The sequence below is a fragment of the Micromonospora lupini str. Lupac 08 genome (assembly GCF_000297395.2).
Classification (GTDB): domain Bacteria; phylum Actinomycetota; class Actinomycetes; order Mycobacteriales; family Micromonosporaceae; genus Micromonospora; species Micromonospora lupini.
On the sequence record NZ_HF570108.1, the window covers coordinates 2,105,452 to 2,123,203 of the forward strand.

General features: G+C 71.0%; 13 protein-coding genes. 5 read left to right on the forward strand and 8 right to left on the reverse strand.

All coding sequences use genetic code 11. The annotated features are described in order from the left end of the window. Positions 1–24 precede the first annotated feature (24 nt). Positions 25–822 (forward strand): phosphatase PAP2 family protein, encoded by a 798-nt coding sequence (locus tag MILUP08_RS36610; RefSeq protein ID WP_007457517.1) that lies wholly within the window; start codon positions 25–27, stop codon positions 820–822. 97 nt (positions 823–919) lie between these two features. Here MILUP08_RS36610 and MILUP08_RS36615 read toward each other — a convergent pair whose 3' ends face one another. Beyond that, a complete protein-coding gene (locus MILUP08_RS36615) occupies positions 920–1,489 on the reverse strand; it encodes a hypothetical protein (protein ID WP_007457520.1) in 570 nt (189 codons plus the stop codon). Between the two features lie 453 nt (positions 1,490–1,942). On the opposite strand from MILUP08_RS36615, the gene MILUP08_RS10935 reads away from it, so the two are divergent. Further along, positions 1,943–3,250 carry a CE1 family esterase gene (locus tag MILUP08_RS10935; RefSeq protein ID WP_007457522.1) on the forward strand — a complete coding sequence of 436 codons (1,308 nt, stop codon included), beginning with the start codon at positions 1,943–1,945 and terminating at the stop codon, positions 3,248–3,250. Between the two features lie 138 nt (positions 3,251–3,388). After that, positions 3,389–5,800 carry a ricin-type beta-trefoil lectin domain protein gene (locus tag MILUP08_RS10940; protein ID WP_007457523.1) on the forward strand — a complete coding sequence of 804 codons (2,412 nt, stop codon included), beginning with the start codon at positions 3,389–3,391 and terminating at the stop codon, positions 5,798–5,800. Positions 5,801–5,928: 128 nt separating this feature from the next. Here the strand turns inward: MILUP08_RS10940 and MILUP08_RS10945 are convergent, their stop codons facing one another. Further along, the gene (locus MILUP08_RS10945) at positions 5,929–7,422 is read right to left on the reverse strand and encodes an arabinofuranosidase catalytic domain-containing protein (protein ID WP_007457525.1); all 1,494 of its coding nucleotides are present in this window, start codon (positions 7,420–7,422) and stop codon (positions 5,929–5,931) included. Positions 7,423–8,072: 650 nt separating this feature from the next. On the opposite strand from MILUP08_RS10945, the gene MILUP08_RS10950 reads away from it, so the two are divergent. Then, positions 8,073–8,570 carry a hypothetical protein gene (locus MILUP08_RS10950; protein WP_007457529.1) on the forward strand — a complete coding sequence of 166 codons (498 nt, stop codon included), beginning with the start codon at positions 8,073–8,075 and terminating at the stop codon, positions 8,568–8,570. A gap of 3 nt (positions 8,571–8,573) precedes the next feature. Further along, entirely contained in the window at positions 8,574–12,929 is a 4,356-nt protein-coding gene (eccCb, locus tag MILUP08_RS34160; protein WP_007457531.1) for a type VII secretion protein EccCb, read from the forward strand. Positions 12,930–12,942: 13 nt separating this feature from the next. On the opposite strand, the gene MILUP08_RS10960 is transcribed toward eccCb, so the two are convergent. The 6 genes from MILUP08_RS10960 to MILUP08_RS10985 all read right to left on the reverse strand — a co-directional run bounded on the left by MILUP08_RS10960 (position 12,943) and on the right by MILUP08_RS10985 (position 17,745). Further along, positions 12,943–13,464, reverse strand: a complete 522-nt coding sequence (locus tag MILUP08_RS10960) for a hypothetical protein (RefSeq protein WP_007457532.1) — start codon at positions 13,462–13,464, stop codon at positions 12,943–12,945. After that, on the reverse strand, positions 13,461–13,727 hold the full coding sequence (locus tag MILUP08_RS10965) for a hypothetical protein (RefSeq protein ID WP_007457534.1): 267 nt from the start codon (positions 13,725–13,727) through the stop codon (positions 13,461–13,463). The genes MILUP08_RS10960 and MILUP08_RS10965 overlap by 4 nt, the downstream gene beginning before the upstream one ends. A gap of 74 nt (positions 13,728–13,801) precedes the next feature. After that, positions 13,802–14,161, reverse strand: coding sequence for a hypothetical protein (locus MILUP08_RS10970; protein ID WP_007457536.1), 360 nt, complete (start codon positions 14,159–14,161; stop codon positions 13,802–13,804). A gap of 9 nt (positions 14,162–14,170) precedes the next feature. Further along, positions 14,171–15,925, reverse strand: a complete 1,755-nt coding sequence (locus MILUP08_RS10975; protein WP_007457538.1) for a hypothetical protein — start codon at positions 15,923–15,925, stop codon at positions 14,171–14,173. Between the two features lie 19 nt (positions 15,926–15,944). After that, entirely contained in the window at positions 15,945–16,865 is a 921-nt protein-coding gene (locus MILUP08_RS10980; protein WP_144056900.1) for a hypothetical protein, read from the reverse strand. 613 nt (positions 16,866–17,478) lie between these two features. Further along, on the reverse strand, positions 17,479–17,745 hold the full coding sequence (locus MILUP08_RS10985; RefSeq protein ID WP_007457542.1) for a helix-turn-helix domain-containing protein: 267 nt from the start codon (positions 17,743–17,745) through the stop codon (positions 17,479–17,481). Between the last annotated feature and the right edge of the window lie 7 nt (positions 17,746–17,752).

Below are 17,752 nucleotides of genomic sequence, written 5' to 3' on the forward strand. Positions count from 1 at the left end.
GACAGTGACTGAATCGAGGCGCCTGTGGAGATCGCCGAGCTGGCGGTGCCGCGGCCGGTGGCACCCGGCCGGCGGGCCGCTCCGGCGCGCCGCGCGGCGCGCGAACTGCTGCTCGTCGCCACGCTGTTCCTCCTCTACAAGGTGGCGCGGATGGCCGTGGCCGGCCGGGTGTCGGCCGCGCTGGCCAACGGCGAGTCGATCTGGCACATGGAGCGGCTGTTGCACCTGCCCGACGAGTCCGCCGTCCAGCATCCGCTGCTCGTGTACGACCTCGTGGCGCACCTGGCCAACGGCTACTACGCGTACGTGCACTTCCCCGCGACGGTGCTCACCCTCGTCTGGCTGTACCTGCGGCACCCGGCGCACTACCTGTGGACGCGTCGCGTGCTCGCCTGTCTCACCGCGGGGGCTCTGGCACTGCACCTTCTGGTTCCGCTGGCGCCGCCCCGGCTCACCGCGCTGACCGGCCTGGTGGACACCGGCCGCAGGTTCGGGCCCACCGTCTACGGCCCACCAGACACCGACACCCTCAGCAACCAGTACGCGGCCATGCCGTCCCTGCACGTCGGGTGGGCGCTGGCCGTGGCCGTCGCGCTCGTCGCGGTGACCCGCGGGCGCCTCCGGTGGCTGTGGCTGGCCCATCCGCTCGTCACCCTGCTGGTCGTCGTGGCCACCGGCAACCACTACTGGCTCGACGGTGTGGCGGCGGCACTGATGCTCGGGGTCGTCCACCTGGTCCTGCCCGCGCCCGCCGAGCGACCCGCCCGAGAGGGGCCAGGGGTGGCCCACGACGCCCCAGAGGACGCGCGGCTCACCCGGTAGCGCTCCGGCCACCCGGGCCACGCCGTGGCATCCACGCGGCGTCTCTCCGATCGCTCGTGGTGGGTGGTGGTTCCGACCGCGACGACCGGACGAGCCCTCAGCCCACCGGCACTCCGTACTCGCGCTCGGTGAACAGGTCGACGTCTCGCGGGCCCAGTTTGGCGACCCGGCGGGCGTGCAGGGCGAGCTGCCGACGTGCCTCGCCGAGGCGGCGGCTGGCGATCGTCATCTCGTCGGACGCCTCGAACGGCTCCGTTCCGCTGGCCTGCAGCGCGGCGGCCAGCACCGCGTTGAACGCGGTCATGAGCCCGTTGGCCAGCGCGATGCCGTCCTGGTCCGCGCGCGTCCAGATCTCCGACCAGGCGGCCTCCACGGTGACCATGTCCCGGGCCAGCCAGTCGTGCAGCACCATCGGCCCCAGCGGCTTGTGCCCACCGAGCAGGTCGTTACCCGCCTCCGGCAGGCCCGATCGCCAGTACCTGGTCTGCCGCAACGCCTCGGCCTTGTGGGCGAGGCGGAGCGCGCCGGACAGAACCAGGATGTACGCCCGCTGCAGCTCGGCCCGCTCCCGCTGCCGCCGCTTGATCCGACTGTGCACCCACACCACGAACAGCGATGCGAAGGCGGTGATAGCGGAGCCGAGCAGCGCGGCCAGGGTTGAGTTCACGCCGACATGATGCCTGCCGCCGGTTGGCGTCGCCGCGCGGGCTCACCCTGGTCGGATCACCGCTCGGGTCCCGTCGCGGCGGCCGGTCCGCCGGCTCCGCATGTTACCGATAACAGGACCCTCCACTCGCGCGTCGCGCCGCGTTCGGCGTTCTGTGTGGCGAGTTGTCAGACGTCATTCGTTACGACTTGACGAACGGCATGTTATCGCTCACAGTCGATGCGAGGCGAACGGCGTCCATGGCTCACCGGGCGGGCCAGCTCGTTCCACCCTCGCGAGCACGACGTTGCGCAGGGCAGGCGGACGTCGCATCAGGACCTGTCAGCAGCCGCCGGCGACGCGCGGTGGGTGTCGCGCGCCCGCGTGGTTCGTCGTGCGGATGACCCGTCCTGATCTCCTCCCGCGCGACATCCCCCACCACCGACTGACCCACCGCAACAGAGGGAGTGGTCAATGTTCAGACACCGGTTCACCTCCGGGTCCATCGCGCTCGCGGCGCTGCTCGTCGTGGCAGCGGGCGCGACCACGCTCAATGGTGGCCTCGGCGCCACCACCCCGGTCGCGGATGTGGGCACCGCCGCTACGACCGCCGGCTGCGGCAAGGCCCCGACGCTGCGCAGCGGTACGCAGACGATCCAGAGCAACGGCAAGAGCCGCAGCTACATCCTGCGGATCCCCAGCAACTACAACAACACCAACCCGTATCGGTTGATCTTCGCGTTCCACTGGCGGGGCGGCACCGCCACCGAGGTCGACTCCGGAGGCACCAGCGGACGACCCTGGTCCTACTACGGCCAACTCGAGCAGTCGAACGACACCGCCATCCTGGTCGCACCCCAGGGCTTCGGCAACGGGTGGGGCAACGCCGGCGGCGAGGACGTCACCTTCGTCGACGACATGATCCGCCGCATCGAAGGCGACCTCTGCGTCGACACCACCCAACGCTTCGCCCTCGGCTTCAGCTGGGGTGGCGGCATGAGCTACGCGCTCGCCTGTGCCCGCGCCACCACCTTCCGCGCCGTGGCCGTCTTCAGCGGCGCGCAGATCAGCGGCTGTAGCGGCGGCACGCAACCCATCGCCTACTTCGGCCTGCACGGCATCACCGACAACGTCCTCAACATCTCGCAGGGCCGCGCGCTGCGCGACACCTTCGTGCGCAACAACGGGTGTACGGCGCAGAGCCCGCGCGAACCGGCTGCGGGGAGCCGGAGTCACATCACCACCACCTACTCCGGCTGCCGCGCCGGATACCCCGTCCAGTGGGCGGCCTTCGACAACGGCCACATGCCCGGCCCGGTCGACGGCACGTACGCCGAGAGTGGCATCACCACCTGGACCAAGGGTGAGGTCTGGAAGTTCTTCGCCCAGTTCCAGGGCACGACGCCGCCGACCACGCCCCCGCCCACCACGGCCCCGCCGACGACTCCTCCGCCCACGACGCCGCCGCCGACGACCCCTCCGCCGATTCCGGGCGGGTGTTCGGCCTCGGTGTCGTTGAACTCGTGGAACGGCGGGTTCGTGGCCACGGTGAAGGTGACCGCCGGCTCCGCAGGCACGAACGGGTGGGCGGTCGGCATGACGCTTCCGAGCGGCGCGAGCGTCACCAACACCTGGTCCGCCACGGCGAGTGGCAGCACCGGGGCCGTGCGCTTCTCGAATGTGGACTACAACGGGCGGCTCGCCGCCGGCCAGGTCGCCGAGTTCGGTTTCCAGGGCACCGGCAGCGGCTCGGGCCTGACCCCCACCTGCACCGCAAGCTGACACACGCGGCGGGCACCTGACGCGCCCGACGCGGGTGGCGGACCGCACCCGGTCCGCCACCCGCGACGCCACCGAGACGGCGGCGCGCGGTGTGACCAGGGGCCCGCCGTGCCCCGACCTGTTCCAAGGAGACCTCACATGCCAGGAATCACACGTCTGATCCGCCGTTCCTCAACCCTCGCGCTCCTGGTCGTCGGCAGTGTGCTGGCCGCCAGTGGCGTGGTGGGCGGTCTCACGACCCCCGCACAGGCCGCCACCTCGATCACGATCAACGGGGCGTCGGGTGGCCGTACGTTCGACGGCGTCGGCGCGGTCAGCGGCGGCGGCGGCAACAGCCGGCTGCTGATGGACTACCCCGAACCCCAACGCGGCCAGATCCTCGACTACCTGTTCAAGCCCGGTTACGGTGCCGCCCTGCAGATCCTCAAGGTGGAGATCGGCGGCGACACCAACTCCACAAGCGGGTCCGAGCCGAGCCACTCCCACTTCCGCGGCGACCTGAACTGCGACCGCGGCTACGAGTGGTGGATCATGGAGCAGGCCAAGGCCCGCAATCCGAACATCAAACTCGTCGGGCTGGCCTGGGGCGCGCCGGGTTGGATCGGCAACGGCAACTTCATGTCCCAGGACTCGATCGACTACCACCTGTCGTGGCTGGGCTGCGCCCGGCAGCACAACCTGACCATCGACTACCTCACCGCCGCCCAGAACGAGCGCAGGTACGACGCGAACTGGACCATCAGCCTGCGCAGCGCGCTCAACAACAACGGCTACGGCAACGTCAAGCTCATCTTCGGAGACGACTACCCGGGCAGTTGGAACCCGGCCAACGTGGCCGTGAACAACGCCGCGCTGCGCAACGCGATCGACGTCATCGGCGGCCACTACCCGTGCGGTTACCTGGCGGCGCAGTCGACCTGCACGGTGTCGGCGAACGCGACCGCCACCGGCGAGACGCTCTGGAACAGCGAGGGCGGCTCGCAGGACTACAACGACGGCGCCAAGCCGCTGGCGCGGGGCATCAACCGGGGCTACCTCGACGGGAAGATGACCGCGTACATCAACTGGAACCTGATCGGCGCGGTCACCCCGAACATCCCCTGGGCCACCGTCGGGCTGATGCTCGCCAACCAGCCGTGGTCGGGCTGGTACGCCGTCGGCAAGAACACCTGGACCCTCGCGCACACCACCCAGTTCACCGCGCCCGGCTGGAAGTACCTCGACTCGTCCAGCGGCTATCTCGGCGGCGTCCGTAACAACGGCAGCTACGTGTCGCTGAAGTCGACGAACAACTCCGACTACACCACCGTCATCGAGACCATGGACGCGACCGCCGCGCAGACGTTGAACCTCAACGTCACAGGCGGCCTGTCCACGTCGGCGGTGCACGTCTGGTCGACCAACCTGAACTCCTCAAACACCGCCGAGCACTTCGTGCGCGGCGCCGACATCACCCCGTCCGGCGGCGCGTACTCGCTCACCGTGCAGCCCGGCCGCATCTACACCATCACCACCACGACCGGCGCCGGCAAGGGCACCGCGACCAGCCCGTCACAGGGCCAGCTCGCTCTGCCGTACAGCGACAACTTCGAGAGCTACCCGGCCGGCAAGCTGGCGAAGTACCTGCAGGACAACCAGGGCGCGTTCGAGACGGCGACGTGCGGCGGCGGACGGACGGGCATGTGCCTGCGCCAGGCGTCCCCGATGGCGCCGATCACCTGGAAGACCCTTGCCGACCCCAGCACGTACGGCGGCAACCTGAACTGGAACAACTACACCGTCTCCGCCGACGTCATGCTCGAGAAGTCCGGCTACGTCCAGCTGGAGGGGCGTGTCGGCAGCCAGACCCTGGACCCGGTCAGCGCCCAGAACGCCTACTTCCTGCGCGTCACCGACGGCGGGGCCTGGTCGATCCTGCGCAACAGCACCAACAACCAGCTCACCACCCTGCGCAGTGGCAGCGTCGCCGCCCTGGGCACCAACCGTTGGCACACCCTCGCTCTCGGCTTCTCCGGCAGCACCATCACCGCCACCGTCGACGGCGCGACGGTCGGCACGGCCACCGACTCCGCGTACTCCGCGGGCCTGGTCGGTCTCGGGACCAGCCAGGGCCAGACCGCGCAGTTCGACAACCTGAAGGTCGTCGCCGGTGCGGGCGGCGGCACGACGGCGGCGCTGCGCAACACCGGCGCCGGTCGGTGCCTGGACGTCCCGTCGCAGTCGCAGACGAACGGCACCCAGGTGGCGTTGTGGGACTGCAACGCGGGCGCCAACCAGCAGTGGTCGTCGACCTCCGGCAAACAACTCCAGGTGTACGGCTCGAAGTGCCTGGACGCCGAGAGCGCCGGGACGACCTCGGGCACCCGGGTGATCATCTGGGACTGCAACAGTGGCGCCAACCAGCAGTGGAACGTCAACACCGACGGCTCGATCACCGGGGTGCAGTCCGGCCTGTGCCTCTCGCCGAACGCGGCCGGTACGGCCAACGGCACCCAGGTGGTCCTCGCCACCTGCAACGGCAGCAACAGCCAGAAGTGGACGCGAAGCTGAGGACGTACCCCATCTCGTCGATGGTGGCGCGTTCGCGGCGCACGGCCTGACACGCGCGCGTGGCCCGGCTCGGGATCGTTCCCGAGCCGGGCCACGCGGCGTAGCGGACCTGGTCGCGGCCGCTGGGTTCAGCGGTAGCCGGCGGCGACGATGTTCGCCTGCACCGCGTTCTCGGTCGCGTCGGACGGGTAGCCGGCCACCATCGCGCCCTCGTAGAAGGTTCCGACGCTCTGGTTGGAGTTGTCGATGCAGCAGTCACCGCCACTGCCCAGGATGATGGCGCCCTGCTTCCTCATCGGGTTGTAGCCCGAGGGCAGCGAGCCGTCCCAGAGCGTGTAGAGGTTGCCGGACTGGGCGTTGCTGCCCTTGATGGCGAAGCGCGTCGTGCCGTTGTTCTTCAGCGTCGCGGTGACGAACTTGCTGGTGAAGGGCCGCTGGTTCGGGTTCCACGAGCTGCTGCCGCCCGGGAACAGGCCCCACTCCAGGTCGGCCTGCACCCAGGGGCCGCTGCCGGAGCAGCCGCCGAACCAGCAGCTCGTGCCGAAGTAGATGGCGTCCATCGTGCCCCGGCCGTCGGCCCGACGGGTGGTCTCGCTGTTGCCGTAGTCGAAGCAGCAGCCGCTGTTGACGTGGGTTCCGCTGGTCACCAGGTACATGCCCTCCGGCGCGGCCCCGGTCGGGATGCCGGTCAGGTGCCCGTCGCGCCAGTAGCTGCTGTTGCCGTTGATGTAGAGCGAGTAGACCTTGTTGCCGCCCACCGTCAACGACTCCCGGGTCGCGACCGCGGGCTGCACGGCGCCCCCGATGCCCCCCGCGCCCTGGTAGCCGAGGTTGTTGCCCCGCCCGGACTGGTCGTAGATGACAGTGATGACGCACGTGGTGTTCGCGCAGAAGCTGTCCTGGGTGGCGGAGTTGGCCCGTCCTCCGGTGCTGAGCACCCCGATGTTCCTGGTGCTGTTGTCCGAGGAACGGCGTACCTGGTAGAGCGAGCCGTTGTAGGAGGCGTACAGGGCGCGGGTGGTGCTGTGCGCCGCGACGCAGGGCGTGCCACCGGCCGTGTAGATGTCGCAGGGCAGGGTCGTGCTCGGCGGGGGAGTGGTGGGCGGCGGGGTCGTCGGCGGGGGTGTGGTGGGCGGCGGGGTCGTCGGCGGGGGTGTGGTGGGCGGCGGGGTGGTGGGCGGCGGCGTCGTCGGGTTCACAACTCCCGTACAGGTGGTGCCGTTCAGGGCGAAGGAGGCCGGTGCCGGGTTGCTGCCGGTCCAACTGCCGTTGAAACCGAAGCTCGTGCTGCCGTTGGTGGGAATGCCGGCGTTGTAGGGGGCATTGGTGACGGCGACGTCGCCGCCCGCCTGGGTGAAGCTGCCGTTCCACAGTTGGGTGATGGTCTGGCCGGCGGTGAAGCTCCAGGTCAGTCGCCATCCGTTGACGGCGTCGCCCAGGTTGGTGACGGTGACGTTGGCGCCGAAGCCGTCCTGCCACTGGGAGCTGACCGAGTAGGTGACCTGGCATCCGGCGGCGGCCGCCGCGGCGCCGGTCTGGGTGAGGGCGGCGCCGACGAGCACGAGGGTGGCGGCGCCGGCGATGAGCGCCGACCGCCGGTGCCGGGGTTGTCCGATTCGCACGTGCTCTCCTCATCGGTGGGAGTCTGACGATGTGCCGGGGGCAGTCCCGTTCCCCCTGCTCGGGCCCGGACTCTGAGCAGGGGGAACGGCGGGACGTGGCCCGGTCTGCGGCCGCGTACGGCGACGCCGGGGCTGTCCGGCGCCGGGGCGCCGTCCGGGACGGCGTGGTCGGCGGGCCGGACGGTTCTGCACGCGGCGTTACGGTTGCCGGTCACCGCCCGCGGTCCTGCCCGGGACGCGGCGGTGATCGATGAAGATGGCCGTGGCCTGGAATCGTCCGGCCCTCGGCGTGAGTCGCCCGGTGGTGATCTCGGGCCGTCCCGTGCCGGCCACGCTCCACCCGCCCCACGCCGCGAACGATGTCGACCGCACAGCCCGGACCAGCAGTGACTGGCCCTTCGTGACGGTCGGATTACGCTCCGATATCGACGGTCGTCGGCTACGTTAGCGTTAACAGGATGGCATGTCTATAGATGTCCATTGGTATATCGCCCGCGCCGGTTCCTGATCGGCAGGCTCGGCGCTCCGCGTGTGCGGCGGACCGGCGGCGTCGGCGCCGACCGGAGAGTGCCGTCGGAGTCGGCCGGCCCCGAGGGATCCGGCTGTTCGAGGGGCCGAGCAAGGTGCGCGCCTGGTGTTGAATGTGGAGGGTGAGCGAACAGGTACCGGAAGGGGCGGCGACGGTGGAGCTGACGATTGTCGTAGAACCCGAGCTTCCGCTGACCGCCGAGCGGCTCGACGCCCTCACCCAGGGGTTCGCCGACGACCTGCGGACCCTCCCGAGGGTGCGCGTCACCCCCGCCACGACGCCCGCCTCCGGCCCGGGGAAGTCACCCGAGGCGTGGGAGCTGGGAATGTTGGTGGTGGGCGGCCTCTTCTCGGCCACCACCATGCGCGCGATCGTCCAGGTCGCCATCGCGTACACCGAGCGGACCAGGGCACGGTCGATCACGGTACGCAGCGGCGACACCGAGGTGGTGATCACGGGTAGCACCCGGATCGACGATCCCCTTCTCGTCGCCGAGCTGGCGCGGGTGATGGAGGCGACGCACCGGTCCGACCCGGCCCTCGCCTCGCCCGACCCCGACCCCGACCCCGACCAGGCCGCGATCGTCCCGGGTGACCGCCCGGGCGGCGTCCGGGCGTAAGCGGTGGGCCAGCGCCTGGCTCTGCTCATCGCCAACGACCGCTACATCGACGACTCGTTGGCGGACCTCTACGCACCCCGGGAAGAGGCCCGCGACCTCCAGAGCCTGCTGGCCGACGCCAACATCGGTGCCTTCGACCGCACCGTGCTGCTGGAGAACGAGTCGAAGAGCTCGGTGGAGCGCACGATGGAGACGATGCTGCGCAGCGCCGGGCCGGAAGACCTGATCCTGCTCTACTTCTCGGGGCACGGGATCCGTCGCGGCAAGCGGGGCAGGCTCTACCTGGCAGTGGCCAACACCGAGGTCGACTGCCTGTCGTCGACGTCGATCTCCGCGTCCTTCGTCCACGAGCTGCTCGACGAGTCCGAGGCGGCCAGCTCGGTCATCCTGCTCGACTGCTGCTACAGCGGCGCCTTCGACCAGGCCAAGTCACCCGCGGATCTCAACCTCGACGGGGAGCTGAAGACCGGCGACGGCCGCTACGTCATCACCGCCACCAACGCCGTCGAGCGCGCCATCGACGGTCAGCCGGCGACGGCCGCCACGCCGCGGCAACGCTCCGCCTTCACCGAGACGGTCATCGAGGGGCTGAGCACCGGTGCCGCCGACCTGACCGGCCGCGGTCGGATCACCCCCGAGGATCTCTGGCAGTACGTGCATCTGGAGCTGCCGAAACGGACGACCGAGCAGTCGCCGTGCCAGTTCGGCCGGGCGAGCAGCGAGGTGCACCTCGCGTTGTCCCGGGACGGTCAGCACCGCCAGCGTGATCCACGTGACCCGCGCGACCCGCGTCTCGGTGATCTGCTGGGCCCGCTGCAGGCCCGGGACGACGTGAAGCTGTGCGCGATCGAGTGGCGACAGCGCGGTCCGCTGAAGGTGCCGATCGGCCTCAACCACCGGCTCGACCAGCCGAGCGGGGAGCCGGTCTCGCTCGATCTCGCCTCGTCGGAGGGGCACCTGCTGATCGTCGGGCGTCCCGGTACGGGAAAGACCACCCTGCTGCGCACGATCATCGGAGGGCTGGCGCTCACCCACTCCGCCGACGAGGTCGTGTTCCACTGCCTCGAGTCCGGTGGCAACTGGCTCGGGCCGATGCGACGGTTACCCCACGTCGAGACGGTCCTGGGTGACGACGAGGTGGTCGAGCTGGGCACGCTGCTCGGCCAGCTCGAGAACGACGTGCTGCGGCGCAAGCGCCTGTTCCGTGAGCACGAGCTGGAGTCGCCCGCCAGCCTTCGGGCCCGGCGCGGCAGCCTGGACGCCGGCCCGCAGCCGGACATCTTCCTCGTCGTGGACCGTTGGCAGGACTTCGTCGCGCTGCAACCCGACTTCACCGCGCGCGTCATCGAGCTGGCGAACAAGGGGCTGGGGTACGGGTTCCATCTCGCCGTGGTCGAGCGCAGTTGGCGTTCGATTCCCCAGGAGCTGATAGAACTCCCGCAGCTGCGGATCGAGACGCGGCTGTCCGAACCGCAGGAGTCGATGGTCGACCCGGACCATGCGGCCCGGCTGCCCCTGTCGATGCCGGGCTGGGCGATCCAGGGGCGGCGTACCTTCCGCATCGCCCTCCCCGAGCTGACCGTCAGCGAGGTCGACCCCGACCTCAGCGTGGAGTTCGGCATGGTCGTCTCCGACGGTGCGACGCCGATGATCTCCATGATCGCCCAGGCCTGGGGTCTGCCGTCGGCGTCCCCGCGCGACGGCGCTCGTCCTGGCCCCTGGGAGGCCACCGACGAGGTGCTGAAGGTCCTCGGCCTCACCGACTACCGGGCACTGGCCGCCTTCGACGGTCCCACCGCGCCCGTGGGCCCACAGCAGCACCTTCAGGTGCCCATCGGATTCGAACTGGACGGGCAGCCGGTCCTGCTCGACCTGAAGGAGTCCGCCCAGGGAGGGATGGGCCCGCACGGCCTGGTCATCGGCGCGACCGGCTCCGGCAAGAGCGAGCTGCTGCGCGCGATCGTCGCGGCGCTTGCGGCGCGCCACTCGTCGGAGGAGCTGAACTTCGTCCTGGTGGACTTCAAGGGCGGCGCGACGTTCGCCTCGCTGGACGCGCTGCCGCACACCAGCGCGGTGATCACCAACCTGGCCGAGATGTTGCCGCTGGTCGACCGCATGCGCGACGCGCTGGCCGGCGAGATGGTGCGCCGGCAGGAGCTGCTGCGCTCCGCGGGCAACTACGTCTCCCGCTTCGAGTACGAGAAGGCGCGGGCGGCCGGTGAGCCCCTGGCGCCGATGCCGAGCTTGTTGATCATTTGTGACGAGTTCAGCGAGTTGCTGGCCGCCAAGCCGGACTTCATCGACCTGTTCGTGATGATCGGCCGGCTGGGTCGGTCGCTCGGTGTGCACCTGCTGCTGGCCTCGCAGCGCCTGGAGGAGGGCAAGCTGCGCGGCCTGGACGTCCACCTGTCGTACCGGATCGGTCTGCGGACCTTCTCCGCCGTGGAGAGCCGGATCGTGCTCGGCGTGCCGTACGCGTACGACCTGCCGAACGCGCCCGGCCACGGCTACCTGAAGGCCGGCAGCTCCGCCGTGGTGCGCTTCCGGGCGGCGTACGTCTCACGACCGCCGATCCACGACGAGGCCGAGGTGGGCGCGGACGTGGCGGAGGCACTCGCCGGCAGGACGGTGCTCGACCTGGTGGTGGAGCGACTCCGCGACCAGGGCCCTCCGGCGCACCAGGTCTGGCTGCCGCCGCTGGCCGAGCCGCCGAGCCTGGCCGAGCTGCTGCCACCCCTGAGCGTGCACCCGCGCCTCGGGCTGTGCACCGCGGACCGGGCGGGCCGGGGTCGGCTCGCCGTCCCGGTGGGCGTGGTGGACCGCCCGTACGAGCAGCGCCGCGACCCGATGATGGTGGACCTCGGCGGATCGGGCGGCAACGTGGTGATCGTGGGTGGCCTGCTCAGCGGCAAGAGCACCCTGCTGCGCTCGCTGATCGCCTCGCTGGCGCTCACCCACACCCCACTCGAGGTGCAGTTCTTCTGCCTGGACTTCGGCGGTGGCGCGCTGCGCAGCCTGGAGGAGCTGCCCCACGTGGCGGGGGTGGCAGTTCGTCGGGACACCGAGAAGGTCCGCCGGACGGTGGCCGAGGTGGTCGCCGCCCTCGACGACCGGGAGACCCGGTTCGCGCGGCAGGGCGTCGACTCGATGGCCGACTACCGGCGTCGGCGGGCGGCCGGCGAGTTTCCCGACGACCCGTTCGGCGACGTCTTCCTGGTCGTCGACGGCTGGAACACCCTGCGCCAGGACTACGAGGAGCTGGAACAGACCATCACCAACCTGGCCAGCCGAGGGCTGGGTTTCGGCATCCATCTGGTCGTCACCGCCGTGCGCTGGGCGGAGGTCCGGATCACGATGCGGGATCTCCTCGGCACCAAACTGGAGCTGCGGCTCGGCGACGCGGCCGAGTCGGAGATCGACCGGCGGGCCGCGCAGAACGTCCCGGTCGGCTCGCCCGGTCGCGGTCTGACGCGCGACAAGCTGCACTTCCTCACCGCGCTGTCCCGCATCGACGGTCTGCACGACACCGACGACCTGAGCGAGGCGTCGGTGACGCTGGCCCGGCAGGTGGCGGCGAGCTGGCCGGGTCCTCCGGCTCCGAAGGTCCGTCTGCTGCCGAAGAAGCTGACCGTTGCCGAGCTGGCCAAGGTCGTCGACCGCGCCACACCCGGCCTGCCGATCGGGGTCAACGAGTCCGCGCTGGCGCCGGTCCACCTCGACTTCGCCGTCGAACCGCACCTGACCGTCTTCGGGGACGCCGAGTGCGGCAAGAGCAACCTGTTGCGGCTGATCGCCCAGGGCATCGTCGAGCGGTACACGCCGACGCAGGCCCGACTGGTGATCGCCGACTACCGACGGAGTCTGCTGGGCGCGGTGGAGGGGGAGCACCTGCTCGACTACGTCGCGTCGAACCAGGTGTTCAGCCAGAGCGTGATGTCCATCCGCGGCGCACTGCAGAATCGTCTGCCCGGTCCCGAGGTGACCACCGCGCAGTTGCGTGACCGGAGCTGGTGGGTGGGTCCGGACCTCTACATCCTGATCGACGACTACGACCTGGTCGCCTCCGGCGGCAGCAACCCGGTCAGCGCTCTTCTCGAACTGCTGCCCCAGGCCAGTGACATCGGCCTGCACCTGATCGTCGCGCGCCGGGCCGGCGGCGTCTCCCGGGCGCTCTACGAGCCGGTCCTGCAACGCCTGCGCGAACTCGACGCGCCAGGGCTGCTGATGTCCGGCAACCGGGAGGAGGGCGCCGTCCTGGGCAATCTGCGGCCGAGCCGGCAGCCTGCGGGGCGGGGCACGCTCGTGCGCCGCCGCGACGGCCAGCAGCTCATCCAGACGGCGTGGGTCGATCCGGGCTGACCACCGGGCAGACTCACCGGGGGTGCGGCAGTGGAAGACCGGCGAGTTCCTCTGCCACGCGCTGCTCGGCCGCCTCCGCCCGCGTCGTCGCCTCGACGATCCGGGCGGTCAGCCGGCCCGCGGTCGCGCGTACCGCCATCGGCGGGGTCACCGAACCCGACGGCGGCACGACCTCCCCGGCCGGGGTGACCACGAGCCCGGCGAGGCGCGCTTCGGCGACCGCCTCCCGGGCGAGCCGACGCGCCTGTGCGAGGTCGTGCTCCCTGCCCGCCACCGCGGCGGCGATCCGGGTGTAGGCGTCGTACGCCTCGTCGAGTTGGCGGACCAGACGGCGAAGGACCTCGTCGGCCTCCTGCTGGCCGGAACCGGCCTGCCAATGGCCGGGGAGCAGGCGATGCAGCCGGCGGAGTTCGTCGGCGGCCTCGCCGACCGCCTGCGCGGCCTGCCTCCACCGCTCGCCCTGGTCGACGTGGCCCGGAGGTGGCGCGGCCACCAACCGCGAGTAGGGAAGGGCCGCCGTGCCGTCTGTCGTCATTCGTCGCCACCGCGAGCGAATCGGGCCCATATCTCGCCCTCGGTGACGGAGACCGAACCCGCGACGGTACGGATGACGTCGGCGACCTGGTGCAGCTCACCGGCGAGTCGGGGCAACTCGTCGAGCCAGGCCACGATGGACGCCGGCGGATTCTCGTCGACGGCGGGGGGTTCGACCGCACCGAGCCGGTGCGCGACGGTGTCGACGCCGAAGGCGATGTGGAGGAGAGCCTCGGGATCCATGTCGAGTGATCCGTCGCTCATGGTGTGCCACCTCCCGGCAGTGCCTCGCACCGACCGTGTGCCCGAAGGCCAGCCGGCTCTGCTCACGGTACCGGTCAGAGTGGCCAGTGCTGGGAGACGAGGTCGATGGCGCCGCGGATCGCGTCCGCAAGCGTTCCACCCACCGTGGCCAGCGCCGCGAGCGTCTCCAACGACGTCAGCACCGGCCTGCGGTCCGGCTGCCGTTGCTCGCGGGCCGCCTCGATCGCGGCCACCTCGCGGCCGGCGCGGTCCGGGTCCTCGAAGTCGGCGACGTGCTCCTTCAGGGTGCGCAGCAGCGCGTCGAGCCGCTCGGCGAGGTCGTTCGTCCCGTTGTACTGGACGAAGACGGCGTTGTCGCTGGCCATCGCCTGCTGCCCACCGAGGATCGTGTTGTGGAACACGATCGACCGGGGCGGCTGGTCGGGGTCTGTCACCGGGACCTCCTAGTTGTGCTGCTCGAAGGAGACGTTGGAGCTGGACATCGCCTGCTGACCGCCGAAGATGTTGTTCACGTTGCCGAAGATGTTCTGCACCTGGGCCGCGCGCTGCACCAGATCGCCGGTGTCCAGACCGCGTTCGGTCAGGAACGAGACGACCGCATCCAGCACGGCCCGCTCCAGGAGCTTGGTGTACTTCCACTCGTCGAGCAGTTGCAGGTGCTTGACCGCGGCCGGCTCGGCGACGAGTTGACGCACACTGACCCGGGCGCCGTAGTCGTGCGTCCGGAACTGCTCGCTCGCGGCGAGCGCGTCGTCCATCCGGGTCTTCATGCCCCGCTCGTGCCGCAGTCGCCTGACCAGGTGCCAGCCGCTGAGCACCGAGTCGGTCACCATGTTCGCCAGCACGCCACGCGCGATCCGGACCGTCGACTGCTCGGGACGCAGCCGGTCGACAAGCGCGTACCGGGCCTTGATGGGGTACATCACGGTGGTGACGAACTCGACGTAGAGCAACCCACCCTCGACGGCGGCGTGCACGAACGCGGAGATGTCGATGCCGAGGTCCTGCTCGGGCAGCACGAGCCGCCCGTCGGCGGTGTGCAGCGGCTTGCCGGCGCCGCTGACCACGATCCGGTCGTAGTAGCGCAGCCCGCCCTGCGGATGCCGGACGATCACGTCGATCACCTCTTCCGAGGCGCGGCTGCGTGGCATCCCGGTCGCCGGGTCGAGCAGCGGGTCACCCTGCCGGCGTACGCCGTCGGCGACGATGTGCGGCATCAGGGAGAGCCCCGGCACCCGGACGGCGCGGGGCAGCGGATCCTCCCGCATCCGCCGGATCGCGGCCCGGACGTGCGCGGTCAGCGCCGGCCCCAGCTCCGCCTGGTCGATCGGCGGGGCATCCGTGCCGGGGGCCCGACCGACGGCGGGCTGCACCGCGATGGCGTACGACCAGCCGTGTTCCGGCGCGCCGCAGCCCAGGAAGGGCTCGTCCTCCTGGACGGTGATGTTGCCGTACTGGGCGCGGGCCACCAGGTCGAGCCGGCGGGCCACCCGTTCGTTGGGCAGGGTCGGCAGGACCGGTGGGATGCCGGGGCGCAGCTCGTCGGTCAGGATCTGGTGGGTGGCCCGCTCGAACCGGACGAGGACGGCCAGCGTGGCGGCGCCGAGGAGGAGGGGCATCCAGGCCACGACGCCGAAGAGCCCGGCCGTCATCCTGGACCGCAGCGTGTCGACGAGCGCGTCCGCACTGAGATCGGGGCCGGTCCCCAGCAGTGGGCCGACGAGGAACTCGAGGCCGTCGGACAGACTGAACAGGGGCAGCACGAGCGCCAGGCCGCCACTGCACAGCACGATGGTGATCAGCGTTCCGAACACCAGGAAGCGAACGGGCAGGGACATCCTGCGCGCTTCCCGGGAGCGCGCCAGCAGCACGGTGAATCCGAGCACCAGCCAACCGGCGGTGGCGCTGAGCGAGGTCACCACACCGATGACGAGCAGGCCGAACAGGATGGCGTCGCGGACCAGGTAGCGGTGCCGTGCCCGGAAGCAGTGCCGGACGACCGCGTTGAGGTCGAAGCCGAACGAGAGCGCGACGGCACGCCGCTCGTCCTCGATCACCTCCCTGATCACCGTGTCGGCGTACGACTGGTCGAGGTAGGCCGCGCCGCAGAGGCGCCGTGTGGTGTCGGACAGCCGCGGCGGCACCTGGTACGACGGGAAGTCGAAGTGCTCGGTCTGCGACGCCTCGGTCACCGTCACGTCGTCATCTCCCGGCTCCCTAGATTTCCTTGCTGGTGCGGGTGGGCAACCCGCACGAGACGGCGATCGGGTTCCACCGGCGCAGAAATTCGTTCTTGGCCTTCTGGGACTGCTCGGAGAGCTGGTTGCCCCGCCGCCAGTTGGCGTCGAGTGAGCAGCCGGAGCTGATGGAGTGTCGCGTCCAGGCGGCGTACGCCGCGTCGGCGTCCCCGGCGTACGTGAAGGCGGAGACCAGGTGGGACCGCATCGCCGTGCCGTCGTCGAGCGCGTCGACGGTCAGTGCTCCGGCCTGGTCACGCTGGGTGCGGCGTTGCCGCGTGACGCCGTCCAGCAGGGCGAGCGAGCGGTTCAGGTCGCGGCACTCTCCCACTGCGGCGATGGCGGTGGCCAGGTCGCCGCGCGAGGCGGTCGACTCCGACAGCAGCGCGTCCACCGCCTCGGCCTGCGCACGCCGCCGCGTGTCCGGATCGTCGCTCGCCGTCGGCGTCGCCACACCGGACGCCGTCGTCGGGACCGGCTCGGGCGTCGGCGGCGTCTCGGTGAACGTCCTCTCGTCGGCGGTCGGGGTCGCCGAGGTGGACGTCGCGTCGGAGACGGCGGCGGACAGCGGCACGGTCATGCCCGCGACGAGCGCCACCGCGACTGTCACCACCACCGTGGGCACCAGGAGCTGGAGCCCTCGCCGCAGGTCACCGTCACGGCCGTCGCCACTGGCGGCTCGCGCCCACAGGTAGCCGGGTGACTCGGGTACGCCGCGGACGGCCGTCAACAGGTAGATGACGATGGCGAGCGCGGCGAGCACGTAGTGCCACAGGACCAGTCGACCCGGGACCTCGGACGGCTCCTCGGCGCCCCGGGCGAGCGCGACGAGCAGCAGCACCAGCACCCAGCCGGCGAACAGCAGCGCGCACACCAGCAGGTCCCACAGCGGGGGAGGCACGCCCGGCCGCGACGGCGCGCCTGTGGCCTCGCCGACGACGGGCGACGCTCCCGGGAGTGGCGATGGTTCCGGGAGTTCCGTCGTGAGAGGCGGCGTGACCGTCGGTGCGGTCGCGAGGGGTGCCGCGCCGGGCGGCTGGGTCGCGACCGGGACCGCGCCGGGCGGAGGCTGCTCCTGCGGCACGGTGGCCGCGTCGGGCAGGGCCGAACCGCACCGTTGGCAGGTGGGGAGGGCCGCATCGGTGTCGGCCCCACAGGTGACGCAACGCATCGATCACCGCCTTCCCCGGTAGGCGTTTGTCACGGTGGACCTTAGCGACGAGATCGACGTCCGACATCCTCCACCCGGGCCGGCGACGGCGATCGCGGATATCCGACAGTCCTCAGTGGAGGAAGCGGCCTTGCGTGGTTCGGCCGGGACGGCGGCGCAGATCCGGCAGGGGAGTGGTCACCCCGGCGTCAGCGGCCGTCGGCGGCGGTGATCGCACCGAGCGGCGAGCGGTCCTGCTGCCCCGTCCTGGCGCGCACTGGTCGGCCCGCTCGGGTGGCACTCCGGATCTTCGGGAACGGAGAGATACGGGGCTCCGGCTGCCCAGCGGTCGTCGACCGGGCGCTCAGGACGCCTCGCGGACGCGCGAGTCGGCAAGCCACACCTCGGCCAGGTCGCTGAGCGCGACACCGAGGACCTCGCTGAGGCACACCACGGTGCCGAACGCGGGCGCCGGAAGCCGGCCCACCTCGATCTTGCGCAGCGTCTCCGGCGACATGCCGGCCGCCAGGGCCACCTCGACGAGACTGCGGCCGCCCCGTGCGACCCGAAGCGCCGCCCCGAGGCGTTGCCCAGCGGCGATCTGCTCCGGCGTGAGGGGTGGGCGAACCATGTGAGCA

Bases quoted from the DNA above. Each gene is read 5' to 3' on its own strand.
- MILUP08_RS10935 (WP_007457522.1), top strand. From the start codon at position 1,943: ATGTTCAGACACCGGTTCACCTCCGGGTCCATCGCGCTCGCGGCGCTG.
- MILUP08_RS10940 (WP_007457523.1), top strand. From the start codon at position 3,389: ATGCCAGGAATCACACGTCTGATCCGCCGTTCCTCAACCCTCGCGCTC.
- MILUP08_RS10960 (WP_007457532.1), bottom strand. From the start codon at position 13,464: ATGACGACAGACGGCACGGCGGCCCTTCCCTACTCGCGGTTGGTGGCC.
- MILUP08_RS10965 (WP_007457534.1), bottom strand. From the start codon at position 13,727: ATGAGCGACGGATCACTCGACATGGATCCCGAGGCTCTCCTCCACATC.
- MILUP08_RS10985 (WP_007457542.1), bottom strand. From the start codon at position 17,745: ATGGTTCGCCCACCCCTCACGCCGGAGCAGATCGCCGCTGGGCAACGC.